Genomic DNA, 20,864 nt, shown 5'->3' with positions numbered 1-20,864 from the left:
CTTGTTGCTCCGTGAGACCGAGGGTGAGCGCTACCTCCCGATCTGGATCGGCTCGGTCGAGGCCACGGCCATCGCGCTCGAGCAGCAGGGCGTCCGCCCGGCCCGGCCGCTGACGCACGACTTGCTCAAGGACGTGATCGGGGCGCTGGGCCGCGAGCTCGAGCAGGTGCGGATCACCGACCTGCGCGAGGGCACCTTCTTCGCCGAGCTCGTGTTCGACGGAGACGTCCGGGTGTCCGCCCGGCCGAGTGACTCCGTGGCGCTGGCGCTGCGCATCGGCGTGCCGATCCACGCCGAGGACTCCGTGCTCCAGGAGGCCGGGCTGATCATCCCGGACGAGCAGGAGGACGAGGTGGAGAAGTTCCGCGAGTTCCTCGACTCGGTGTCGCCCGAGGACTTCCGCGGCGCCGACACCTGATTTCCCCCACCCACCGGCTCCGATAATCCGTTCGGCCCAACCGTCGACCTGAACCTGAGGTTTAGGGTCGCCGGTCCGCGCGTCGCGTTGACCGCTCCGGCCGGCCCATTTACCGTCATGGGTGTGCGAATTGCCAGGATGTGATTCGCGGATTCGGGGGCCCACCGTGGGGAGGCACGCGTGATCGAGCAAGGTCCGGCCGGGGTGGCCGGCGGTGAGCAGGGTGAACTGTTCCCCGACGATTCCGCCCCGGACGATCTGGTCGGCTACCGGGGCCCGGCCGCCTGCCAGATCGCCGGCATCACCTACCGCCAGCTCGACTACTGGGCCCGCACCGGTCTCGTGGCACCCACCATTCGCAGCGCCAAGGGCTCCGGCTCGCAGCGGCTGTACTCGTTCAAGGACGTGCTGGTCCTGAAGGTGGTCAAGCGGCTGCTGGACACCGGCGTGTCGCTGCAGAACATCCGGGTCGCGGTGCAGCACCTGCGCCGCCGCGGGGTGAAGGATCTGGCCAACATCACCCTGTTCAGTGACGGCACCTCGGTATACGAGTGCACTTCGCCCGAGGAGATCGTCGACCTGCTGCACGGCGGCCAGGGCGTGTTCGGCATCGCGGTCAGCGGCGCGATGCGCGAGATCAACGGCACCATTCACGAGTTCCCGGCCGAGCGGGCCGACGGCGGGGTCGTCGAGCCGGCCACCGAGGACGAGCTGACCGCCCGACGAAAGGCGCGTCACGTCGGATAATGCGGCACGACCTCGTTACGCATGAGATCCGCACGACAACGCCGCAGCGTTGGTCCGGATAAGCGCTGATCACGCGGTACGCTGGACCGTGTAGTCGCAAATCCCGCGCGGGAGAGACCGGGCCGCAAGCCCGGCGCCGAAGGAGCAACTCCCTCCCCGGAACCTCTCAGGCATCCAGGACCGCGCGGGTGAGACGCCTCTGGAAAGTGGGCCGGACCAGGCCCCGCCGAAGGTGCAAGTCCAGTGCGCTGGGATCACGTTTCCAGTTCGCTGTGCGAAGCTCTCAGGCGCCCCACGCGGGCAGGGACAGAGGGGGAGGGTTCGCGGGCGTCCGTCCGCGGCCCGACCTCGACCACCGGAGGCGCACCAGATGACTCGAGACCGCATCCCGCTCGCCGCTCTCGAGCACGGCACCCCGTTCGCCGACCGGCACGTCGGCCCCCGGCCGACCGAGCTGGCCCAGATGCTGGACGTCATCGGCGTCGGCTCGCTGGAGGAGCTGGTCGAGCACGCCGTGCCGGAGTCGATCCGGGAGCGCGAGCTGGCCATCGAGCTGCCCGCGCCGGCCACCGAGGCCGAGTCGCTGGCCGAGCTGCGCGCCCTGGCCGGCCGCAACCGGCCGATGGTGCAGATGATCGGGCTCGGTTACTACGGCACGCTCACCCCGGGCGTGATCCTGCGCAACGTGCTGGAGAGCCCGGCCTGGTACACCGCCTACACCCCGTACCAGCCGGAGATCTCCCAGGGCCGGCTGGAGGCGCTGCTCAACTTCCAGACCATGGTGTCCGACCTGGCCGGACTGCCGGTGGCCAACGCCTCGATGCTGGACGAGTCGACCGCCGCGGCCGAGGCGATGACCCTGCTGCGCCGGGCCGGCAAGTCGAAGTCGAGCCGGTTCCTCATCGACGCCGACACGTTCCCGCAGACCATCGCCGTGATCGAGACCCGGGCCGAGCCGCTCGGCATCGAGATCGTGGTGGCCGACCTGTCCGCCGGGCTGCCCGACGGCGAGTTCTTCGGCGTGCTGCTGTCCTACCCGGGGGCCAGCGGCGCGGTGCGCGACCAGGCGGGGCTGATCGAGGCCGCGCACGAGCGGGGCGCGCAGGTCGTGGTGGCCGCCGACATCCTGGCGCTGACGCTGCTCAGGTCACCCGGAGAGATCGGCGCGGACGCCGTGGTCGGCTCCACCCAGCGGTTCGGCGTCCCGATCGGCTTCGGCGGCCCGCACGCCGGCTACCTGGCCGTGCGGTCCGGCCTGGAGCGGCAGCTACCCGGCCGGCTGGTCGGGGTGAGCGTCGACGCCGACGGCAACCGGGCCTACCGGCTCGCGCTGCAGACCCGGGAGCAGCACATCCGCCGGGAGAAGGCGACCAGCAACATCTGCACCGCCCAGGTGCTGCTCGCCGTGATGGCGTCGATGTACGCGGTCTACCACGGGCCGGAGGGCCTGGTGGCGATCGCGACCCGGGCGCACCGGATGGCCGCCGTGCTGGCCGCCGGGCTGCGCGCGGGCGGCGTCGAGGTGGTGCACGCCGATCTGTTCGACACCGTGCTGGCGCACGTGCCCGGCCGCGCGGCCGAGGTGGTGGCGGCGGCCCGCGAGCGGGGCGTGAACCTGCGCCTGGCCGGCGCCGACCACGTCGGCATCGCCTGCGCGGAGACCACCACCCGGGCCCACCTGGCCCTGGTCTGGGAGGCGTTCGGCGTGGCCGCACCGGATGTGGACGAACTGGACCAGCGCACGCCGGACGCGATCCCGGCGGCCCTGGCGCGAACCTCGGAGTTCCTCACCCACCCGGTGTTTCGCACGCACCGGTCGGAGACGGCGCTGCTGCGCTACCTGCGCACCCTGTCGGACAAGGACGTGGCGCTGGACCGCAGCATGATTCCGCTCGGCTCGTGCACGATGAAGCTCAACGCCACCGCCGAGATGGAGCCGGTGACCTGGCCGGAGTTCAGCGAGCTGCACCCGTTCGCCCCGGTCGAGGACGCCGCCGGGCTGCTCGAGCTGGTCGGCGACCTGGAGGGCTGGCTGGCCCGGCTGACCGGCTACGACGCGGTGAGCCTGCAGCCCAACGCCGGCAGCCAGGGCGAGTTCGCCGGCCTGCTGGCCATCCGGGCCTACCACCGCAGCCTTGGCCACGGCGAGCGGGACGTGTGCCTGATCCCGGCCAGCGCGCACGGCACCAACGCGGCCAGCGCCGTGATGGCCGGCATGCGGGTCGTCGTGGTCAAGTGCGACACCGGCGGCAACATCGACATGGACCACCTGCGGTCCACTGTGGACGAGCACCGGGCCGACCTGGCCGCGATCATGATCACCTACCCGTCCACGCACGGGGTGTACGAGGACACCGTGCGCGAGGTCTGCGCGCTGGTGCACGACGCGGGCGGTCAGGTCTATGTGGACGGTGCCAACCTCAACGCGCTGATCGGCTTGGCCCGGTTCGGCAAGTTCGGCGCGGACGTGTCGCATCTGAACCTGCACAAGACGTTCTGCATCCCGCACGGCGGCGGCGGGCCGGGTGTCGGTCCGATCGGGGTGCGCGCGCACCTGGCTCCGTTCCTGCCGAACCACCCGCTGCAGCCCACCGCCGGCCCGGCCACCGGCGTCGGCCCGATCAGCGCGGCGCCCTGGGGCAGCGCGTCGATCCTGCCGATCTCCTGGGCCTACGTCCGGATGATGGGTGCGGACGGACTGCGCCGGGCGACCATGACCGCGGTGGCGGCGGCCAACTACGTCGCGCGCCGGCTCGACGAGCACTTCCCGGTGCTCTACGCGGGCGCCGGCGGGTTCGTCGCGCACGAGTGCATCCTGGACCTGCGCCCGATCACCAAGGCGACCGGCATCACCGTCGACGACGTGGCCAAGCGGCTTGCCGACTACGGCCTGCACGCGCCCACCATGTCCTTCCCGGTGGCCGGCACGCTGATGGTGGAACCAACCGAGAGCGAGGACCTGGCCGAGCTGGATCGCTTCTGCGACGCCATGATCGCCATCCGGGCGGAGATCGGCCGGGTGGGCTCGGGGGAGTGGCCTGCGGAGGACAACCCGCTGCGCAACGCCCCGCACACCGCCGCGGCCATCGCCGGAAAGTGGGACCACCCGTACAGCCGGGAGGAGGCGGCGTACCCGCACGGCGCCTCCGGTCCCAAGATCTGGCCGCCGGTCCGCCGCATCGACGGCGCCAAGGGCGACCGGAACCTGGTGTGTTCCTGCCCGCCCCTGGACGCCTACCAGGGCTGAGGCCTACGCCGAGATCTGCTTGAGGATCACGTCCAGGTCGGTGGGCGCGATGCCGAACGTGCGCTGCGCGGCGGTGGAGTCGAGCTCGTAGGGCGCGGTGAACTGGTACCGGGTGTGGCGCAACTCGCGCATCATCGGGTCGAACAGGCCCGCGGTCCACAGCACGGCGTAGGGCAGCTGGGTCAGCTTGGGCGCGGGCAGGCCATGCACCCGGGCGAACCGCTCGGCCAGCTCCCGGACGGTCAGCGGCGGGTTGGTCGGGACGTGCCAGAGCTTGCCGAACGCCCGCTCGTCGGTGGACACCGTGGTCAGCAGCCGGGCCACGTCGGCGATGGCGGTCCAGCTGTGCGGGACGTCCAGCGGCAGCGGCAGGTAGGCCCGCTTGCCGGCGAGCAGCGGCTTGGCCAGGGCGAAGGCGAACAGCCCGTTGGCCTCCAGGTAGTCGCTGCCGCGCACCTCGGTCATCCGGATCCGGCCGGCCTCGTGCAGCGCCAGCGCCTCGCGCCACATGTCGCCGCGCAGCTTGAGCTTGGGGTGGCTGGCGGTCTGCGGGGTGGACTCGGTCATCGGTCCGTCCACCGCGCCGTAGGGGTACAGGTTCGACACCACGGCCAGGGTCGCGCCGGTGCGCTCGGCGGCGGTGAGCAGGGCGGCGTCCAGCGGCGGCCAGTCGCTGTGCCAGCGGTGGTAGAGCGGGCTGGCGCAGTTGTAGAGGGCGACGGCGCCGGTGGCGAGTTGGGTGAGCCGCTCGGCGTCGGTGGCGTCCGCGGCGATCCGTTCGATCGACGGGTGGTCCGGTCCGCTGCCGGACCGGGTGATGATGCGGACCTGCTCGCCCCGCTCGGCCAGCAGTGTCGCCGCGGCCCGGCCCACCGCTCCGGCGCCGACGATCGCGTGAAGTGCCATGGTGACCCCTTGTCTCGTGAGAGAGCAATGCTCTCTGTTCGAACCAATACTCTCGGGATCGCCGGGCCGTGTCAAGAGCAGTGCTCTCGAATGTGTGCGACACTCTAGGTCATGGCCGACCAGACAACGGCGGGCTCGATCCGGGCGCGGGTCCGGGCGGAGATGATCGACGAGATCAAAACCGTGGCCCGCCGGCACATCGCCCAGGAGGGCGCCGCGCTGTCCCTGCGCGCGGTCGCTCGCGAGCTCGGGATGGTCTCCTCCGCGCTCTACCGGTACTTCCCCAGCCGCGACGAGCTGCTCACCGCGTTGATCATCGACGCGTACGACTCGATGGGCGAGGCGGCCGAGGCGGCCGACGCGGCGATCCCGGACCGGACCGACGTGCTGGCCCGGTGGGTCGCGGTCGCGCACGCGCTGCGCGACTGGGCTGTCGCCCAACCGCACCTGTACGGGCTGATCTACGGCAGTCCGGTGCCCGGCTACGCCGCGCCGGAGGACACCATCGGGCCGGCCACCCGGCCGGTGGTCGTGCTCGGCGCCATCATGGCCGACGCCAAGGCCGCCGGCCGGCTCGACCTTGAAACCGGTGCTGCGCCGGCCATCCCGGCCGCGCTCCGGGTCGAGATCGATCGCGTGGCCGAGGCGGTCACCATGGACGTGCCCGCTGCGGTCGCGGCCCGCGGCCTGATCGGCTGGACCGAGCTGTTCGGCGCGATCAGCTTCGAACTGTTCGGGCGCTTCAACGACACCATCGACGAGCGCCGGGACTGGTTCGATCATCAGGTCCGGGTCATGGGCGCCTTCGTCGGCCTGCGTGGATAGGCTTCCCCGCCGTGAGCATGCGTCTCGCCCGGATCGTCACCGAGGTGCTGTCCCCGGCCGTCGTCGTGACCGTGCTGCCGCTCGCGGTCGCCTGGCAGGCCACCGGTTACGCGGCCGGTCCGACCCTGCTGTGGTGGGTGCTGACCGCGGTGTTCTTCAGCGTGCTTCCGATGATCTTCATCGTCCGGGGTGCCCGGCAGGGCCGCTGGGACGGCCATCACATCCGCGACCGCGAGCACCGCGCGCTGCCGTTGCTGATGGGGCTGTCCTCGGCCGCGGTGGGGCTGGTGATCATGCTGTTCGGCCGGGCGCCCCGGGACGTGATCGCCATGGCCGCCTCGATGATCGCCACCCTGCTGGTCTGCCTGGTGATCACCAGGTGGTGGAAGGTCTCCTTGCACGCCACCGTCGCCGCCGGCGCGATGACGCTGATCATCCTGCTGTTCGGCCCGCGCTACCTGCTGCTGCTCGTGCCGCTCGCGCTGGTGTGCTGGTCGCGGGTGCGGCTGACCGACCACACGGTCGCGCAGGTCGTGATCGGCGCCCTGCTCGGTCCGGTGGTGGGTGGCGCGGTGTTTCTCCTCCTCCCGTAGCCCATGATCGCGGTAGGTTGAGCACCGGAGGTGGCCGATGAGCACCGTTCCGGCGCTGACCCTCAACGACGGCGCGCAGATGCCGATGCTCGGCCTCGGCGTGTGGCAGGTGCCCGACGAGTCGGTCGCGGCGGCGGTGCGCACGGCGATCGAGGCCGGATATCGCAGCATCGACACGGCGGCGCTGTACCGCAACGAGTCCGGGGTCGGCGCCGCGGTCGCCGAGGCCGGTGTGCCGCGCGAGGAACTGTTCATCACCACCAAGCTCTGGAACGACGACCAGGGCTACGACGGCGCGCTGCGCGCCTTCGACGAGAGCATCCGCCGGCTGCGGCTGGACTACGTGGACCTGTACCTGATCCACTGGCCGACCCCGGCCCGGCCGCGGTTCGTGGAAACCTGGAAGGCGTTCGAGAAGCTGCGGGCCGACGGCCGGGTGCGGTCCATCGGGGTGTCCAACTTCCACATCGCACACCTGCGCCGGCTGCTCGACGAGACCGACGTGGTGCCCGCGGTCAACCAGATCGAGTTGCACCCCAACCTGATCCAGACCGCGCTGCGCGCCTTCCATGCCGAGCACGGCATCGCCACCGAGGCGTGGAGCCCCCTGGCCCAGGGCCGGCTGCTGCGCGACCGCACGATCCTCGGTCTGGCTCAGAAGTACGCGCGGACGCCGGCGCAGATCGTGCTGCGCTGGCACATCGAGCGCGACATCGTGGTGATCCCGAAGTCGGTGACGCCGGCGCGAATCCGGGAGAACATCGACGTCTTCGACTTCGAGCTGTCCGAGGACGACCTCGCGTCGATCGACGAGCTGAACAACGGCCGGCGCACCGGCCTGGATCCGGACACCTTCAGCTGAACCGTCCCCTGTGGACGGTCAGCTCCCGTTCCCCATGTGCGTGCCGTCCCGCACCGTGCCGACGTACTCCTCGACCAGGTCTTCCAGCGCCACCACACCGAGCACGGTGCGGTCCGGGCCGACCGCCTTGCCGAGATGGCTCTGCGCCCGGCGCAGCACGGCGAGCGCCTCGTCCACCCGGCTGTCGCCGGGCAGCTCGGGCAGGCCGCGCACCCGCGCCCACGGCACCGGCGTCGTCCCGGGCTCGCCGGCCAGGTCGAGCACGTCCTTCACGTGCAGGTAGCCGTTGAGGCGCCCGTCCGGCATCCGCACCGGGAAGCGGGAGAACCCGGTCTCGGCCACGGCCTGCTCGACCTCGCCAACGGTGGGGTTGACCGGCACGGTGCGCACCTCCGGCAGCGGCACCAGCACGTCGGCCACCGTGCGCCCGGTGGTGGACAGGGTCTGGGCCAGCCGGCGGTGCTCGGCCACGTCCAGCAGACCCTCCCGGCTGGACTCGGCGATCAGCGTGGCCAGCTCGTCGTGCGTGTAGGCGCTCTCCAACTCGTCCTTGGGCTCGACGTGGATCAGCTTGAGCACGCCCTGCGAGATCGCGGTGAACAGGCCCAGCACCGGATGAACCAGCCGGCAGAACCCGAAGTGCAGTGGCACCAGCAGCATCGCCGCCCGCTCCGGACCGGCGATGGCCAGGTTCTTCGGCACCATCTCGCCGATCACGGTGTGCAGCGCCGCCACGATGGCCAGCGCCACGGCGAAGGCCACGCCGTGCAGCACCGCCGCCGGGATGTCCAGCGATGCGAACGGCCGCTCCAGCAGGTGGGCGACCACCGGTTCGGCCAGCGCGCCCAGAGCCAGCGAGCACACCGTGATGCCCAGCTGCGCCCCGGCGATCAGCAGCGGCAGCTGGCGGCCGGCCGCGATGACCGTGCGGGCCCGCCGGTGCCCGTCCTCGGCCAGCGCCTCCAGCCGGTCCCTGCGGGCCGTGATGATCGCGAACTCGGCGCCGACGAAGAACCCGTTGCCGAGCAACAGAAACAGCGTGGCCAGCAGCGCCAGAAAATCACTCATGCTGATCCGCCTCGGCCGTCCGCACCACACGCAGCTCGGCCACCCGGTGCTTGTCCATCCGCAGCACGGTGATCCGCCAGCCGTTCACCGTCACCTCGTCGTTGACCTCGGGAATGCGGCCGAGCCGGGCCAGCACCAGCCCGGCGAGCGTCTCGTAGTCGCCGTCGGGCATGTGGAACCCGGTGGCCTCGGCCACCTCGTGGTCGCGCAGCAGCCCCGAGACGATCCAGCTGTTCGCGCTCAGGGTGCGCACCGGGCTGGTCTCCCGCCGGTCGTGCTCGTCGCGCACGTCCCCGACGATCTCCTCGACCAGGTCCTCGAGGGTGACCAGACCGGCGGTCCCGCCGTACTCGTCCACCACCAGCGCGGCCTGCAGGCTGGAGCTGCGCAACCGGTCGAGCAGGGTGTCGCCGTTGAGGCTTTCCGGCACGGTGAGCACGGGCCGGGCCAGCGAGACCACCCGGGTCGTGTCCCGCTGCCCGACCGGCACGCTGAACACCTGCTTGACGTGCACCACCCCGCGCACGTCGTCCAGATCGCCGCCGTGCACCGGGAACCGGGAGAACCCGGTGCGCTTGGCCAGCTCGATCAGGTCGATCACGCTCGCGTCCGCGCGCAGCGCCTCGACCTGCACCCGCGGGGTCATCAGCTCGTCGGCGGTGCGGTCACCGAAGCGCAGCGAGCGGTCCAGCAGGGTCGCCGTGCCGACGTCGAGGGTGCCCTGCTGGGCACTGGACCGCACCAGCGAGCCCAGCTCCTCCGGCGAGCGCGCCGACCGCAGCTCCTCGGCCGGTTCCACCCCGAACCGCTTGACGATCCAGTTGGCCGAGCTGTTCAGCCCGTGGATCAGCCAGCGGAGCGTGGACGAGAACCAGACCTGCATGGTGGCCACCGCGCGGGCGGTCTGCAGCGGTCGGGCGATCGCCAGGTTCTTCGGCACCAGCTCGCCGAACACCATGGACAGCGACGTGGCCAGCAGCAGCGCCAGCACGATCGCGATGGCCGTGGCCGCGGCGTCCGACAGGCCGACCGCCGTGAGCACCGGCTCGATCAGCGTCGCGATCGCCGGCTTGGCGATGTAGCCGGTGATCAGCGTGGTGATCGTGATGCCGAGCTGGGCGCCGGAGAGCTGGAAGGACAGCGACCGGTGCGCCCGCTGGATGTTGCGGGCGGCCCGGTCGCCGGTCTGCTCGGCGTGCCGGTCCACCTGGCTGCGTTCCAGGGTGGTCAGAGAGAACTCGGCGGCGACGAACACCGCCGTGCCCAGCGTCAACAGGACGACCGCGACGAGGCCGAACACACTGAGGACCACACTGGTCACAGCGGGGGTCACACCTCGACATTCACGGGAAGACGCACTGGTCCGGCAGAACTCCGCCGAGTGTAGAGGGACCTGGCCGGCCCGGCAGGAAGGTCCCCGGTGATTCCCAGCCGCGGAGAGTCTATGTCACAATCTGTGAGAATCTCCAGAGCTAAGAGGTGGGGCGATGGCCGACCGGGAACCCAACGACGCACTGACCCTGCGCGTGTCGGACACCGAACGCGCCCGGGCCGCGGCGGTGGTCGACGCCGCCGTCGCCGACGGCCGGTTGACCTGGACCGAGCACCACGAGCGCACCGCGGCGATCTGGTCCGCCCGGACCAGGGCCGAGCTGGTGCCGGCCGTCGCCGATCTCCCGGTGCCGGTGCCCGACCTGCCGCCCAAGCCGATCACCTCGGTGTTCAGCAAGGTCTGCCAGGCCCCGGTCCCGGACGCCCGGCCGCTGCAGGTCCGGGCCGTGTTCGGCGCGGTGATCCTCGACCTGACCGGCCTGCGCCGGGGCGAGCGCCTGGTCGTGCGGGCGTCCTCGTTCTGCGGCAAGGTCCAGCTGATGATCGGCCCGGATGCCACCGTGCTCGACGACGGCGGGGTGCTCCTCGGCAAGCGTGCCGCCGCCGGGCGCGGCCGGGCGCCCGACGGTCCGGTCATCCAGCTCAGCGGCCTGAGCGCGTTCGGCAACCTCAAGATCCTGCGTGGTTAGGGTCTAACCCTGACCCTTGCGGTGCCGGCGCACGCTGTCCTCGACCAGGTCCAGCACCCGGTCCAGGTCGGTGGCCGGCAGCCCCATCGCCAGGTGCGAGACCAGCCCCTCCAGCACCAGTTCCAGGAACGAGGTCAGCACGTCGACGTCGATGTCGTCGCGCAGTTTGCCCGCTTCCCGCTGGCGCAGCAGGCGCTGCCGGGTCGCGGCGGTCAGCTCCCGGGCCCGCTCCGCCCAGCGCGCCCGGAACTCCGGGTCGGTGCGCAGCCGGCGGGACACCTCCAGCCGGGTGCCCAGCCAGTCCGCCGGGTGCCCCTGCGGCCCCTGCTCGTCCGGCGCCGCCAGCAGATCCCGCATGACCTGGACCAGGCCGTGCTCCGCGACCACCGCCGCCATCCGGTGCGCCTCGTCCTCGGCCAGCGCCAGGAACAGCGACTCCTTGTCCCGGAAGTGATGAAAGATCGCGCCCCGGGACAGGCCCGTGGCATCCTCGAGCCGACGGACCGTGGCGCCCTCGTACCCGTGCCGGGCGAAGCACGCCCGGGCGCCGTCCAGGATCTGCCGGCGCCGCGCGTCGAGGTGGTCTTGGCTGACCCGTGGCATCCGTTGATCGTGTCAGTAGGGCCAGGCAGAAGCAATCCGTACGTACGTATTGAGTAACCGTTCGCCCGAACGGAGCAGCGTGTCATGCGGATGTCACCGGGCTCGGTCAGGGTTGACCGGAGGCCGTACCACGAGTTTTCGAAACTGTCGGCCCGCGCGTGTAGCTTCGATTTCGATCCTGAAGGGGGGAGACATGACCGCACTTCGGGCTGCGAACATCGCCGAGCCGCAGCGCCGCCGCCTGCGCGACCGGGTGGAAGCGGAGGCCTACGTCGCGTCGGTCTGCTTCAAGCACGGACCTCCGCGACTGACCGGCATCGAGCTGGAATGGACCGTCCACCACCGGGACGATCCGCGGCGGCCACTCGATGCGGACCATCTTCGCGCCGCACTCGGCCCCTACGCACCACGCACGCTGGTTCCTGACAGTCCCCAGCTTCCGCTCCCCGCGGGCTCACCATTGACGCTTGAGCCAGGGGGGCAGGTCGAGATCTCCGCGCTTCCCCAGACCAGCCTTGCCGACTTGTTCGACAACGTCAGCACCGATCTCGGTGTGCTCGTCGAACTGCTGGCCGCGGAAGGACTCGTACTCGGCCAATCGGGCACCGATCCGCACCGTTCGCCCCGGCGCATCCTGGACACCCCGCGCTACGCGGCGATGGAGCGCGCCTTCACGCCGATCGGTCCGCACGGCATGACCATGATGTGCTGCACGGCCGCCCTGCAGGTGTGCCTGGACGCCGGCGAGGCGGACACCCTGGCGCGGCGCTGGGCGGCGGTCTGCTCGCTGGGTCCGGTCCTGGTGGCCGCGTTCGCCAACTCGCCGGACCTCGCCGGCCGGGCGACCGGGTGGGCGTCCAACCGGTTGCGGTCGGTGCTCGCCGTGGATCCGGCCCGCAGCGCGCCATCGGCCATTTCGGACGATCCGGTGCGGGACTGGGCCCGGCGGGTGCTCGACACCCCGCTGCTGTGCGTGCGAGGCCCGGGGGAGTGCTGGGACGCCCCGGCGGGAACGACGTTCGCGGACTGGCTCGACGGCGCGCTCGGCCACCTGCCGACCGTGGACGACCTGGACTATCACGTGACGACGATGTTCACGCCGGTCCGCCCGCACGGCTACTTCGAGGTGCGCTACCTCGACACCCAGTCCGGTGCGGACTGGATGGCGCCGGTCGCACTGCTGAGCGCGCTGATGTCGTCCCAGGCCACTGTGGACACCGTGGTGGAACTCTGCCGGCCGGTCGCCGACCGGTGGCTTGCGGCGGCCCGGGCCGGGCTCGCCGACCAGAAGATCGCGCAGGTGGCCGGGCCGGTGCTGGAGCTGGGCATCCAGGCGCTGCCGGAAACCGGTCTGGGCAAGGAGGTTGTCGAATCGATCACAGCGGATCTCGACCGGGTGCTGCGCCGGGCAGCACGGGGCCAGGCGAGCAACGGAGGGGAAGCATGACCATGCCGGAAGCTGTGACCGTCGAGGCGATGCGGGACAAGGTGGCCGCGCAGCTGCGCCGGGCCCGGGACCGCAGCACCACGCTGACCGAGGCCGTCGACGAGGACGATCTGGTGCGCCAGCACTCGAAGCTGATGTCGCCGCTGGTCTGGGATCTCGCGCACATCGGCAACCAGGAGGAGCTGTGGCTGGTGCGCGACGTCGGGGGCCGGGAGCCGGTGCGCCGCGACATCGACGAGCTCTACGACGCCTTCCAGCATCCGCGTGCCAACCGCCCGCAACTCCCGCTGCTGTCGCCCACCGAGGCCCGCACCTACGTGCGTGAGGTCCGGGACAAGGTGCTCGACGTGCTGGACCGGGTCCGGCTCGAGGGCCGGCCGCTGGTGGACAACGCCTTCGCCTTCGGCATGATCGCCCAGCACGAGCAGCAGCACGACGAGACCATGCTGGCCACCCACCAACTGCGGACCGGTCCACCGGTGCTCGCCGCCGCGCCGACCCCGCCGGGCGCCCGGCCGGCTGCGCCCGAGGTGCTGGTGCCCGGCGGGCCGTTCACCATGGGCACCTCGACCGAACCGTGGGCCCTGGACAACGAACGCCCGGCGCACCAGGTGCACGTCGAGCCGTTCTTCATCGACACCACACCGGTCACCAACGGCGCCTACGCGGAGTTCATCGCCGCCGGCGGGTATGACGACCCGCGCTGGTGGTCCCGGGACGGCTGGGCGCACCGCAACCGGGCCAACCTGACCGCGCCCCGGTTCTGGCTGCGCGACGGTGACGGCTGGCTGCGCGACCAGTTCGGCGTGGTAGGTCCGATCGCCGCCGGCGAGCCGGTGGTGCACGTGTGCTTCTACGAGGCGCAGGCCTACGCGGCGTGGGCCGGCCGGCGGCTGCCCACCGAGGCCGAGTGGGAGAAGGCCGCCCGGTTCGACCCGGCGACCGGCCGGTCCCGCCGGTTCCCCTGGGGCGACGAGGATCCCGGACCGGAGCACGCCAACCTCGGGCAGCGGCACCTCGGTCCGGCCGAGGTCGGGGCCTACCCGGCAGGCGCCTCCCCGCTGGGGGTGCACCAGCTGATCGGCGACGTGTGGGAGTGGACCGGCTCGGACTTCCACGGCTATCCCGGTTTCGCCCCGTTCCCGTACCGGGAGTACTCCGAGGTGTTCTTCGGACCGGAGTACAAGGTGTTGCGCGGCGGGTCGTTCGGCACCGACCCGGTGGCCTGCCGGGGCACGTTCCGCAACTGGGACTACCCGATCCGCCGGCAGATCTTCGCCGGTTTCCGGTGTGCCCGGGACGCGTCCCGAGAGGAGCGGGGGTAGCCATGTGCCGACATCTCGCGTACCTGGGTCCGCGCGTGGCGCTGCCGGACCTGCTGTTCGACCGGCCGCACTCGCTGCAGCGGCAGACCTGGGCGCCGGCCGACATGCGTGGCGGCGGAACGGTGAACGTGGAGGGGTTCGGGGTCGGGTGGTATCCCGACGGCGCCGGCGAACCCGTGCGGTACCGGCGGGGCGTTCCCCTGTGGACCGACACCGGCTTCGCCTCGGTGGCCGCCGCGACCGCCAGCTCGGCCGTGCTGGCCGCGGTCCGCTCGGCCACCGTGGGCATGCCGGTGCTGGACACCGCGTGCGCGCCGTTCACCGACGGCCGGTGGTTGTTCAGCCACAACGGAAGGATCTCCGGCTGGCCGCACAGCGTCGCCGGGCTGGCCGGGCGGCTGCCGGTGGTCGATCTGGTCACGCTGGACGCGCCGACCGACAGCGCGTTGCTGTGGGCCCTGCTCCGGGACCGGCTGCGGGCCGGCGAACCGCCCGAGGAGGCGGTCGCCGCGGTGACCCGCGAGGTGGCCGCGTCCGCGCCGGACTCCCGGCTCAACCTGCTGCTCACCGACGGGCGCGTGATCGTGGCGACCAGGTGGTGGCACTCGCTGTCCGTGCTGACCACCGACGACGCCGTCGTGGTGGCCAGCGAGCCGTGGGACGACGACCCGCGCTGGTCCGCCGTGGCCGACCGGCAGCTCGTGGTGGCCGAGCTGGACGCCGCCGGCCGGCCCTCGGTGCGGATCACGCCGCTCGAGCAGGCCGGTGAGCCGGTCATCGAGGTGCACCTGCCCGAGGACCACGCCCTGCGCACGCTGGCCGCGGACGTGCGGCGTGGCCTCACCGCGACGCCGAAGACGTTGCCGCCCAAGTGGTTCTACGACGCGCACGGCAGTGAGCTGTTCGAGCAGATCACCCGGCTGCCGGAGTACTACCCGACCCGGGCCGAGCGCGAGATCCTCGACGCCCGGGCGGCGGAGATCGCCCGGATCACCGGGGCGCACACCCTGGTGGAGCTGGGCTCGGGGTCCTCGGAGAAGACCCGCCTGCTGCTGGATGCCCTGCGGGACAACGCGACCCTGCGGCAGATCGTGACGCTGGACGTGTCCGAGACGGCGCTGCGGGACGCCACGTCCGCGCTGCACGCCGAGTACCCGACCGCCGCGGTGCACGGTGTGGTCGGCGACTTCACCGAGCACCTCGGTCTGCTGCCCGGTGAACCGCTGCGCCTGGTCGCCTTCCTCGGCGGCACGCTGGGCAACCTGCTGCCGGACGAGCGCGCCAAGTTCCTCCGCTCCATCCGCGACGTGCTCGACCCCGGTGAGTGGCTGCTGCTCGGCACCGACCTGGTCAAGGATCCGGACACGCTGGTCCGCGCCTACGACGACGCCGCGGGCGTCACCGCCGAGTTCAACCGCAACGTGCTGCGCGTCCTCAACCGCGAGCTGTCGGCCGACTTCGACGTCGACGCCTTCGCCCACGTGGCGCTCTGGGACCCGGTCAACGAGTGGATCGAGATGCGGCTGCGGGCCACCCGCCCCATGCGGGTCCAGATCCCCGCGCTCGGTCTGCAGATCGCCTTCGCCCAGGACGAGGAACTGCACACCGAGATCTCCGCCAAGTTCCGCCCCGCCACCATCGCCGAGGAGCTCACCGCCGCCGGTTTCACCCCCACCCACCACTACACCGACTCCGCCACCCGCTTCGCCCTGACCCTCGCCCGGTCCACCTGACCCCCGCGAGTTTGGGCCGGGTGGTTGAGGTGTGGGTGGATCTAGGCGATGGTGGGGGGAGACCGGACGTCGGGCGAGGAGGCGGGGATGGTCATCGCGCGGCAGGACGTGGGGCAGCGGCCGGAGAACTCGCGGCTGGTCGACATCGTCGATGACGGAGTCGTGGACCGGGTGTTGCGGCACATCCCGGAGCGCCCGGCGGTCCTCGCGGCGCCGCCGCCGGGCAGCGGGCTCAAGGCCGTGCCGGGTGAACGGGGGCTGCCCTGGTTGGGGCATGTGCTGGAGTCGCTGCGTTACGGCCCGGCCTTCGCCCACCGGAAGTACCGGCAGCTGGGCCCGGTGTCCTGGGCCCCGATGTTCGGCATTCCGATGGTGCAGGTCACCGGCCCGGACGCGCTGCAGCAGGTGTTCATCAACCGCGACAAGGCCTTCGGGCATGGCTGGGACTTCCTGATCGGCCCGTTCTTCCACCGCGGCCTGATGCTGATGGACTTCGAGGAGCACCTGTCGCACCGCCGGATCATGCAGCAGGCGTTCACCCAGGACCGGCTCGGCGGATACTTCGGCACGATCACCGCGCTGGCCGACTCCGCGATCGGCGGCCTGCCCGCCCACACCCGGTTCCCGTTCTATCCGACGATCAAACGGCTCTCGCTGGACATCGCCGCCGAGGTGTTCATGGCCGCCGAGGTCGGCGCCGAGCGCAGGCGGCTGGCCAAGGCGTTCCTCGCCTGCACCCATGCCGGGTCGGCCATCCTGCGGTTTCCCGTGCCGGGCGGCAAGTGGCGGGCCGGCCTGCGGGGGCGCAAGGTCCTCGAGGAGTACTTCGCCCGCATGCTCCCGGCCAAGCGCGCCGGCTCCGACGACGACCTCTTCTCCGCGCTGTGCCACGCCGAGTCCGACGACGGCGAGCGGTTCAGCGACGCCGACGTGATCAGCCACATGATCTTCCTGATCATGGCCGCGCACGACACGGCGACGATCACCGCCAGCGCGGCCAGCTACTTCCTCGGCAAGCACCCGGAATGGCAGGACCGGGCCCGCGCCGAGTCGCTGGCCAGGGGCGACCGGCCGCTGGACCTCAGCTCACTCGAGGAACTGCACACCCTCGACCTCGTGATCAGGGAGACGCTGCGGCTGGTGCCGCCGGCGCCCGGGCCGTTCCGGATCGCGGTGCGGGACACCGAGATCCTCGGCCACTACATCCCGGCCGGCACCACGATCGTGCTCGCCACGTGGGTCAACCACATGCTTGGCGAGTACTGGACGGACCCGCTGCGGTTCGATCCCGAGCGCTTCGACGAGCCGCGCCGGGAGGACCGCTCGCACCGGTTCGCCTGGCTCCCGTTCGGCGGCGGCGTGCACAAGTGCATCGGCATGCATTTCGGGATGCTCGAGGTGAAAACCGTGCTGGACGCCATGTTGCGCCACTTCCACTGGCGGTTCCCGGCCGACTACGAGATCCGGTGGGGGTTCAGTTCGTTGCCGTTCCCGAAGGACGACCTGCCGATCACGCTGAACAGGGTGCCTGGTCCCAACTAACGGACGTAGCGACTGACTCCCAAGCGTGTGACTCTCGTTCCGTTCTGTAGCGACATCGGCTCGCGTTCAGAGGGAAGAGAGGCACACCATGGCTCTCGCACGCATGGCTGTCAGACACCTGGCGACAGCCGCCGCCCTGGCCGGATCACTCGTGGTCGGGCTGCCGGCGGCAACCGCGGCCGCCGCGCCGGACCGCGCGGCCGCGCCGGTGGTGTGGGGGGCGTGCGCCCCCGCCGACATCTCCAACGTCCCGCCGGAGGAGCGGTTCCGGTTCAGCTGTGCCAACTACGTCGTACCGCTGGACCACGACCGGCCCAACCGCGGCTCGATCAACCTGGCCCTGATGCGCAGGGCGGGCAACGACCAGGCCAACCGGGTCGGGTCGCTGTTCCTCAACCCGGGTGGTCCCAGCGGCAGCGGCTACCGGCTGCCCACCATCGGACAGTTGATCTTCCAGCCGGCCGTGCTGGACCGGTTCGACCTGATCGGGTTCGACCCGCGCGGGGTCGCCCGGAGCACGCCGCTGCGCTGCTTCGCCACCCAGGAGGACGCCAACGCGGTGTTCAGCCGGATGGCTCTGCTCCCGATCACCCGCCAGGAGGAACGCTCCACGCTGGACGCGCTGCGGGACTACGGCCGGTTCTGCGCCACCTTCGCCGGCCCACTGCTGGAGGAGATGTCCACCGAGAACGTCGCCAGGGACCTGGACCTGATGCGCGCGGCCGTCGGTGACGCCCAACTGAACTACCTGGGCTTCTCCTACGGCACGCTGATCGGCGCCACCTACGTGAACCTGTTTCCCAACCGGTCCCGGGCGATCATTCTGGACGGCAACGTCGACCCGAACCTGCGCCTGCACGACGGACTGGAGTACGACCGGCAGCGGACCAACGGGTTCGAGATCGCGCTCGACGCGTTCCTGTCGCGCTGCGACGCGGTGGGTGCGGCCTGCGCGTTCAGCGAGGGCAGCCCCCGGGCGAAGTTCGACGAGCTACGCAACCACCTGCGCCGCAACGGTCCCATCACGCTGCCGGACGGCACCGTGGTGGCCATCGACGTGTTCACCGACACCGTCTCCGGAACGCTCTACGACCTGACCGCGCTGGCCGACCTCGCCGAAGCACTGCAGGGCCTGTACGACGTGATCCATCCGCCGGCCGCCGCGCAGCGCCGCGCGGTCTCCAGCCAGGCCGTGCAAACCGTGCTGAGCAAGGCAAAGCTCGGCCGGCTCGACATCCGGCCGGACACGCCGTACACCGCCGACGACTCCTACGCCGCGGTCAACTGCACGGACAAGCCGTTCCGCCACAACGCGAACCGGGTGCCGTCGATAGCCGACCAGTGGGAGCGGCAGATGGCCACGTTCGGCCGCTACCAGGCCTGGGCCGACCCGGCCATCTGTCCGAACTGGCCGCTGCGCGACCGCGACGTCTACAGTGGACCGTGGAATCGCCGCACGCCCAACCCGGTGCTGCTGTACGGAAACTACTACGACCCGGCGACGCAGTACGAGTTCGCCCGGCGGATGAGCCGCGAGCTGGGCAACGCGCACCTGGTCAGCGCGGACGCCTTCGGGCACACCATTCTCGGGTTCAGCACCTGCACCGACAACATCGCGACCAACTACCTGATCTCGTTGCGGTTGCCCGGACCCGGCACGGTGTGCCATCCGAACACGCCGCCGTTCCCGTTCATCCCGAGCACCAGTCCGGTCAACGGCGACCGGTCCTAACCGAACAGGCTGCGCCCGATGAGTGCCAACGCGCTCAGCCCGGCGAGGCCGACCACCGCGTAACGGATCCGCCCGCCGGCGACCAGCCGGCGGGCGGGCCCGGACAGCGCGAAACCGGCGAGCAGGAAGGGAACGAGGACGGCGGCCGAGGCGGCGTCCCGGCCGTCCAGGTGGCCGGCCATGGTCAGCCCGGCCACCGAGACCAGCGCCCCCAGCAGGAAGTACGCGGACAGCGTCGACCGGATCCGGGCGCCGTGCTCGTGCTGGTAGAGCAGGGCGACCGGCGGGCCGCCGATGGCCATCGCGGTGCCGAACGCCCCGCTCACCACGCCGGCGGTGACCAGCGCCTGCGGGGTGGGCCTGGGCCGCCAGGACAGCATCGACAGGGCGGTGAAGGCCAGCACGCCGCCGCCGACCACGACGAAGAAGGCACGCTGCGGCAGCGCGTCGACCACCAGGATCCCGGCCGCCGTGCCGGGCAACCGGCCCACCATCGCCCAGCCGACGCCGTGCCAGTCGACGTGCTCGCGCTCCCGGACCATGGTCAACACCGTGTGGACCAGGACGGCGAGCAGCAGCGGCGCGGGCAGCAACTCCGGGGCGATCAGGGCCAGCACCGGCGCGGCCACCAGCGCCAGGCCGAACCCGATCACCCCCTGCACGATGCCGCCGAGCGTCAGGACCAGGCCCGCGATCAGCAGCGTCGACGACATGCCTGCCATCCTTCGCCCGGCGACCGGGCAGCGCTCGGCGAATTGTCGGTGGCCTCTGTCACGGTGTTCCCATGAAGACCGCGAATGAGACGAAGCTCGCCGTGTCCGGTCCGTTCGACCTGGCCGCCTCAGCCAGGTTCCTCGAGGGGTTCACGCCCGCGTCCCGGCCGGACGCCGCGGGGCGGCCGGGGGAGTTGCGGTTCGCGTTCCCGGCCGCGCCGTCCTGGCGCCCGGTCGGTGTCGTGGCCCGGCAACGTGGTCCGGACGAGCCGGTGTGTTTACGGGTGGCTGGCGATCCGTCCGATGTGGACGCAGCGGTGCGGCATGCCCGGCGGATCCTGTCGCTCGATGTGGACGGTTCCGGGTTCGCCGAGGTGGGCCGGCGTGACCCGGTGGTGGCCGAGTTGCAGCGTCGCTACCCGGGCCTTCGGCCGGTGGCGTTCCACTCGCCGTACGAGGCGGCCTGCTGGACGATCATCGGTCACCGGATCCGGATCGTGCAGGCGGCCGCGATCAAGGACCAGCTCGCCCGCCGCCTCGGCACCATGGTCGATGTCGAGGGTGTCGAGCTGCCGGCCTTTCCCGGCCCGGAGACGCTGGCCGCCCTGGATCGCGTCCCGTTGGTCAACGAGGTCAAGAGCGACCGGCTGCGCGGTGTCGCCCGGGCGGCCCTGGCCGGCGAACTCGACCCGGACACCCTGCGGGCCATGCCCGTCGAGGCTGCCCTCGCCCGGTTACGCCGGATCCCCGGCATCGGCCCGTTCTCCGCCGAGCTGACCCTGCTCCGCGGCGCCGCCCACCCCGACGGCTTTCCCACCGCCGAACGCCGCCTCCACGAGGAGATGGCCGCCGCCTATCACACCGACGACCCGGCTGACCTCTCCCGCATCGCCCACACCTGGCGCCCCTACCGCACCTGGGTCGCCGTCCTCTTCCGCACCCGCCGCGAAATGCAAACCGGCGAGATCAGCGGCCGCCACCCCGAACGAGTTCCCGCCGCCAGCACCTGACTTGCCGCCCCAGCACCCCAGGTGCCGCCCTCAGCCCCCGAGTTGCCGGCGCCAGCCCCCGAGTTGCCGGCG

General features: G+C 71.5%; 18 protein-coding genes, 1 pseudogene and 1 riboswitch. Of the genes and pseudogenes, 14 read left to right on the top strand and 5 right to left on the bottom strand.

Translation table 11 applies throughout. The features are described from left to right. Position 1: 1 nt before the first annotated feature. The 3 genes from VFO68_RS30210 (at position 2) to gcvP (ending at position 4,412) form a co-directional block, all read left to right on the top strand. The gene (locus VFO68_RS30210; RefSeq protein ID WP_325161809.1) at positions 2-418 is read left to right on the top strand and encodes a bifunctional nuclease family protein; all 417 of its coding nucleotides are present in this window, start codon (positions 2-4) and stop codon (positions 416-418) included. Positions 419-598: 180 nt separating this feature from the next. Continuing rightward, positions 599-1,165: a MerR family transcriptional regulator gene (locus VFO68_RS30205; protein ID WP_325161808.1), complete on the top strand. Its 567-nt coding sequence runs from the start codon at positions 599-601 to the stop codon at positions 1,163-1,165. 98 nt (positions 1,166-1,263) lie between these two features. Further along, positions 1,264-1,358: riboswitch (glycine riboswitch) on the top strand. Between the two features lie 177 nt (positions 1,359-1,535). After that, positions 1,536-4,412 carry an aminomethyl-transferring glycine dehydrogenase gene (gene gcvP / locus VFO68_RS30200; protein WP_325161807.1) on the top strand — a complete coding sequence of 959 codons (2,877 nt, stop codon included), beginning with the start codon at positions 1,536-1,538 and terminating at the stop codon, positions 4,410-4,412. 3 nt (positions 4,413-4,415) lie between these two features. Here the strand turns inward: gcvP and VFO68_RS30195 are convergent, their stop codons facing one another. Next, positions 4,416-5,318 (bottom strand): NAD-dependent epimerase/dehydratase family protein, encoded by a 903-nt coding sequence (locus tag VFO68_RS30195; protein ID WP_325161806.1) that lies wholly within the window; start codon positions 5,316-5,318, stop codon positions 4,416-4,418. A 111-nt stretch (positions 5,319-5,429) separates the two neighbouring features. On the opposite strand from VFO68_RS30195, the gene VFO68_RS30190 reads away from it, so the two are divergent. From VFO68_RS30190 to VFO68_RS30180, 3 genes are read left to right on the top strand one after another with little or no spacing between them, the layout of a single operon-like run. Next, positions 5,430-6,143, top strand: coding sequence for a TetR/AcrR family transcriptional regulator (locus VFO68_RS30190; protein WP_325161805.1), 714 nt, complete (start codon positions 5,430-5,432; stop codon positions 6,141-6,143). A gap of 17 nt (positions 6,144-6,160) precedes the next feature. Continuing rightward, positions 6,161-6,736, top strand: coding sequence for a phosphatase PAP2 family protein (locus tag VFO68_RS30185; RefSeq protein ID WP_325161812.1), 576 nt, complete (start codon positions 6,161-6,163; stop codon positions 6,734-6,736). A gap of 37 nt (positions 6,737-6,773) precedes the next feature. After that, positions 6,774-7,598, top strand: coding sequence for an aldo/keto reductase (locus VFO68_RS30180; protein ID WP_325161804.1), 825 nt, complete (start codon positions 6,774-6,776; stop codon positions 7,596-7,598). Positions 7,599-7,616: 18 nt separating this feature from the next. On the opposite strand, the gene VFO68_RS30175 is transcribed toward VFO68_RS30180, so the two are convergent. After that, on the bottom strand, positions 7,617-8,666 hold the full coding sequence (locus VFO68_RS30175) for a hemolysin family protein (protein ID WP_325161803.1): 1,050 nt from the start codon (positions 8,664-8,666) through the stop codon (positions 7,617-7,619). After that, positions 8,659-9,987, bottom strand: a complete 1,329-nt coding sequence (locus VFO68_RS30170) for a hemolysin family protein (protein WP_325161802.1) — start codon at positions 9,985-9,987, stop codon at positions 8,659-8,661. Before VFO68_RS30170 ends, VFO68_RS30175 begins: the two co-directional genes overlap by 8 nt. 166 nt (positions 9,988-10,153) lie before the next feature. On the opposite strand from VFO68_RS30170, the gene VFO68_RS30165 reads away from it, so the two are divergent. Beyond that, a complete protein-coding gene (locus VFO68_RS30165; RefSeq protein WP_325161801.1) occupies positions 10,154-10,687 on the top strand; it encodes a DUF1707 domain-containing protein in 534 nt (177 codons plus the stop codon). 3 nt (positions 10,688-10,690) lie between these two features. Here the strand turns inward: VFO68_RS30165 and VFO68_RS30160 are convergent, their stop codons facing one another. After that, on the bottom strand, positions 10,691-11,290 hold the full coding sequence (locus VFO68_RS30160; RefSeq protein ID WP_325161800.1) for a helix-turn-helix domain-containing protein: 600 nt from the start codon (positions 11,288-11,290) through the stop codon (positions 10,691-10,693). Between the two features lie 193 nt (positions 11,291-11,483). Between VFO68_RS30160 and egtA the strand changes: the two genes are divergently transcribed. From egtA to VFO68_RS30130, 6 genes and pseudogenes are all read left to right on the top strand, one after another. Further along, positions 11,484-12,737 (top strand): ergothioneine biosynthesis glutamate--cysteine ligase EgtA, encoded by a 1,254-nt coding sequence (gene egtA / locus VFO68_RS30155; RefSeq protein WP_325161799.1) that lies wholly within the window; start codon positions 11,484-11,486, stop codon positions 12,735-12,737. Beyond that, on the top strand, positions 12,734-14,062 hold the full coding sequence (gene egtB, locus VFO68_RS30150) for an ergothioneine biosynthesis protein EgtB (RefSeq protein WP_414635603.1): 1,329 nt from the start codon (positions 12,734-12,736) through the stop codon (positions 14,060-14,062). Before egtA ends, egtB begins: the two co-directional genes overlap by 4 nt. Positions 14,063-14,064: 2 nt before the next feature. Further along, a pseudogene (egtC, locus tag VFO68_RS30145) lies at positions 14,065-14,766 on the top strand (ergothioneine biosynthesis protein EgtC); the annotation flags it as partial. Positions 14,767-14,838: 72 nt separating this feature from the next. Further along, positions 14,839-15,795 carry an L-histidine N(alpha)-methyltransferase gene (gene egtD, locus VFO68_RS30140; protein ID WP_325161810.1) on the top strand — a complete coding sequence of 319 codons (957 nt, stop codon included), beginning with the start codon at positions 14,839-14,841 and terminating at the stop codon, positions 15,793-15,795. Positions 15,796-15,882: 87 nt separating this feature from the next. Beyond that, positions 15,883-17,337, top strand: a complete 1,455-nt coding sequence (locus VFO68_RS30135; RefSeq protein ID WP_325161798.1) for a cytochrome P450 — start codon at positions 15,883-15,885, stop codon at positions 17,335-17,337. A gap of 103 nt (positions 17,338-17,440) precedes the next feature. Then, positions 17,441-19,069, top strand: a complete 1,629-nt coding sequence (locus VFO68_RS30130) for an alpha/beta hydrolase (protein WP_325161797.1) — start codon at positions 17,441-17,443, stop codon at positions 19,067-19,069. On the opposite strand, the gene VFO68_RS30125 is transcribed toward VFO68_RS30130, so the two are convergent. Beyond that, positions 19,066-19,782, bottom strand: a complete 717-nt coding sequence (locus VFO68_RS30125; RefSeq protein WP_325161796.1) for a sulfite exporter TauE/SafE family protein — start codon at positions 19,780-19,782, stop codon at positions 19,066-19,068. The genes VFO68_RS30130 and VFO68_RS30125 overlap by 4 nt on opposite strands. Positions 19,783-19,853: 71 nt before the next feature. Here VFO68_RS30125 and VFO68_RS30120 point away from each other — a divergent pair, with 71 nt between their 5' ends. Further along, positions 19,854-20,792, top strand: coding sequence for a DNA-3-methyladenine glycosylase 2 family protein (locus VFO68_RS30120; protein WP_325161795.1), 939 nt, complete (start codon positions 19,854-19,856; stop codon positions 20,790-20,792). Positions 20,793-20,864: the final 72 nt, after the last annotated feature.

Origin of the sequence: Actinophytocola sp., assembly GCF_035712165.1 — a bacterium.
Classification (GTDB): domain Bacteria; phylum Actinomycetota; class Actinomycetes; order Mycobacteriales; family Pseudonocardiaceae; genus DASYTH01.
This window is presented reverse-complemented; position numbering and strand designations above follow the sequence as displayed.

What these genes read in the sequence shown, in the direction of transcription:
- VFO68_RS30175 (WP_325161803.1), bottom strand. Translation starts at nt 8,666, where the DNA reads ATGAGTGATTTTCTGGCGCTGCTGGCCACGCTGTTTCTGTTGCTCGGC.
- VFO68_RS30135 (WP_325161798.1), top strand. Translation starts at nt 15,883, where the DNA reads ATGGTCATCGCGCGGCAGGACGTGGGGCAGCGGCCGGAGAACTCGCGG.
- VFO68_RS30190 (WP_325161805.1), top strand. Translation starts at nt 5,430, where the DNA reads ATGGCCGACCAGACAACGGCGGGCTCGATCCGGGCGCGGGTCCGGGCG.
- VFO68_RS30195 (WP_325161806.1), bottom strand. Translation starts at nt 5,318, where the DNA reads ATGGCACTTCACGCGATCGTCGGCGCCGGAGCGGTGGGCCGGGCCGCG.
- egtA (WP_325161799.1), top strand. Translation starts at nt 11,484, where the DNA reads ATGACCGCACTTCGGGCTGCGAACATCGCCGAGCCGCAGCGCCGCCGC.
- VFO68_RS30130 (WP_325161797.1), top strand. Translation starts at nt 17,441, where the DNA reads ATGGCTGTCAGACACCTGGCGACAGCCGCCGCCCTGGCCGGATCACTC.
- VFO68_RS30160 (WP_325161800.1), bottom strand. Translation starts at nt 11,290, where the DNA reads ATGCCACGGGTCAGCCAAGACCACCTCGACGCGCGGCGCCGGCAGATC.
- gcvP (WP_325161807.1), top strand. Translation starts at nt 1,536, where the DNA reads ATGACTCGAGACCGCATCCCGCTCGCCGCTCTCGAGCACGGCACCCCG.
- VFO68_RS30165 (WP_325161801.1), top strand. Translation starts at nt 10,154, where the DNA reads ATGGCCGACCGGGAACCCAACGACGCACTGACCCTGCGCGTGTCGGAC.
- VFO68_RS30120 (WP_325161795.1), top strand. Translation starts at nt 19,854, where the DNA reads ATGAAGACCGCGAATGAGACGAAGCTCGCCGTGTCCGGTCCGTTCGAC.
- VFO68_RS30125 (WP_325161796.1), bottom strand. Translation starts at nt 19,782, where the DNA reads ATGTCGTCGACGCTGCTGATCGCGGGCCTGGTCCTGACGCTCGGCGGC.
- VFO68_RS30185 (WP_325161812.1), top strand. Translation starts at nt 6,161, where the DNA reads ATGCGTCTCGCCCGGATCGTCACCGAGGTGCTGTCCCCGGCCGTCGTC.
- VFO68_RS30180 (WP_325161804.1), top strand. Translation starts at nt 6,774, where the DNA reads ATGAGCACCGTTCCGGCGCTGACCCTCAACGACGGCGCGCAGATGCCG.
- egtB (WP_414635603.1), top strand. Translation starts at nt 12,734, where the DNA reads ATGACCATGCCGGAAGCTGTGACCGTCGAGGCGATGCGGGACAAGGTG.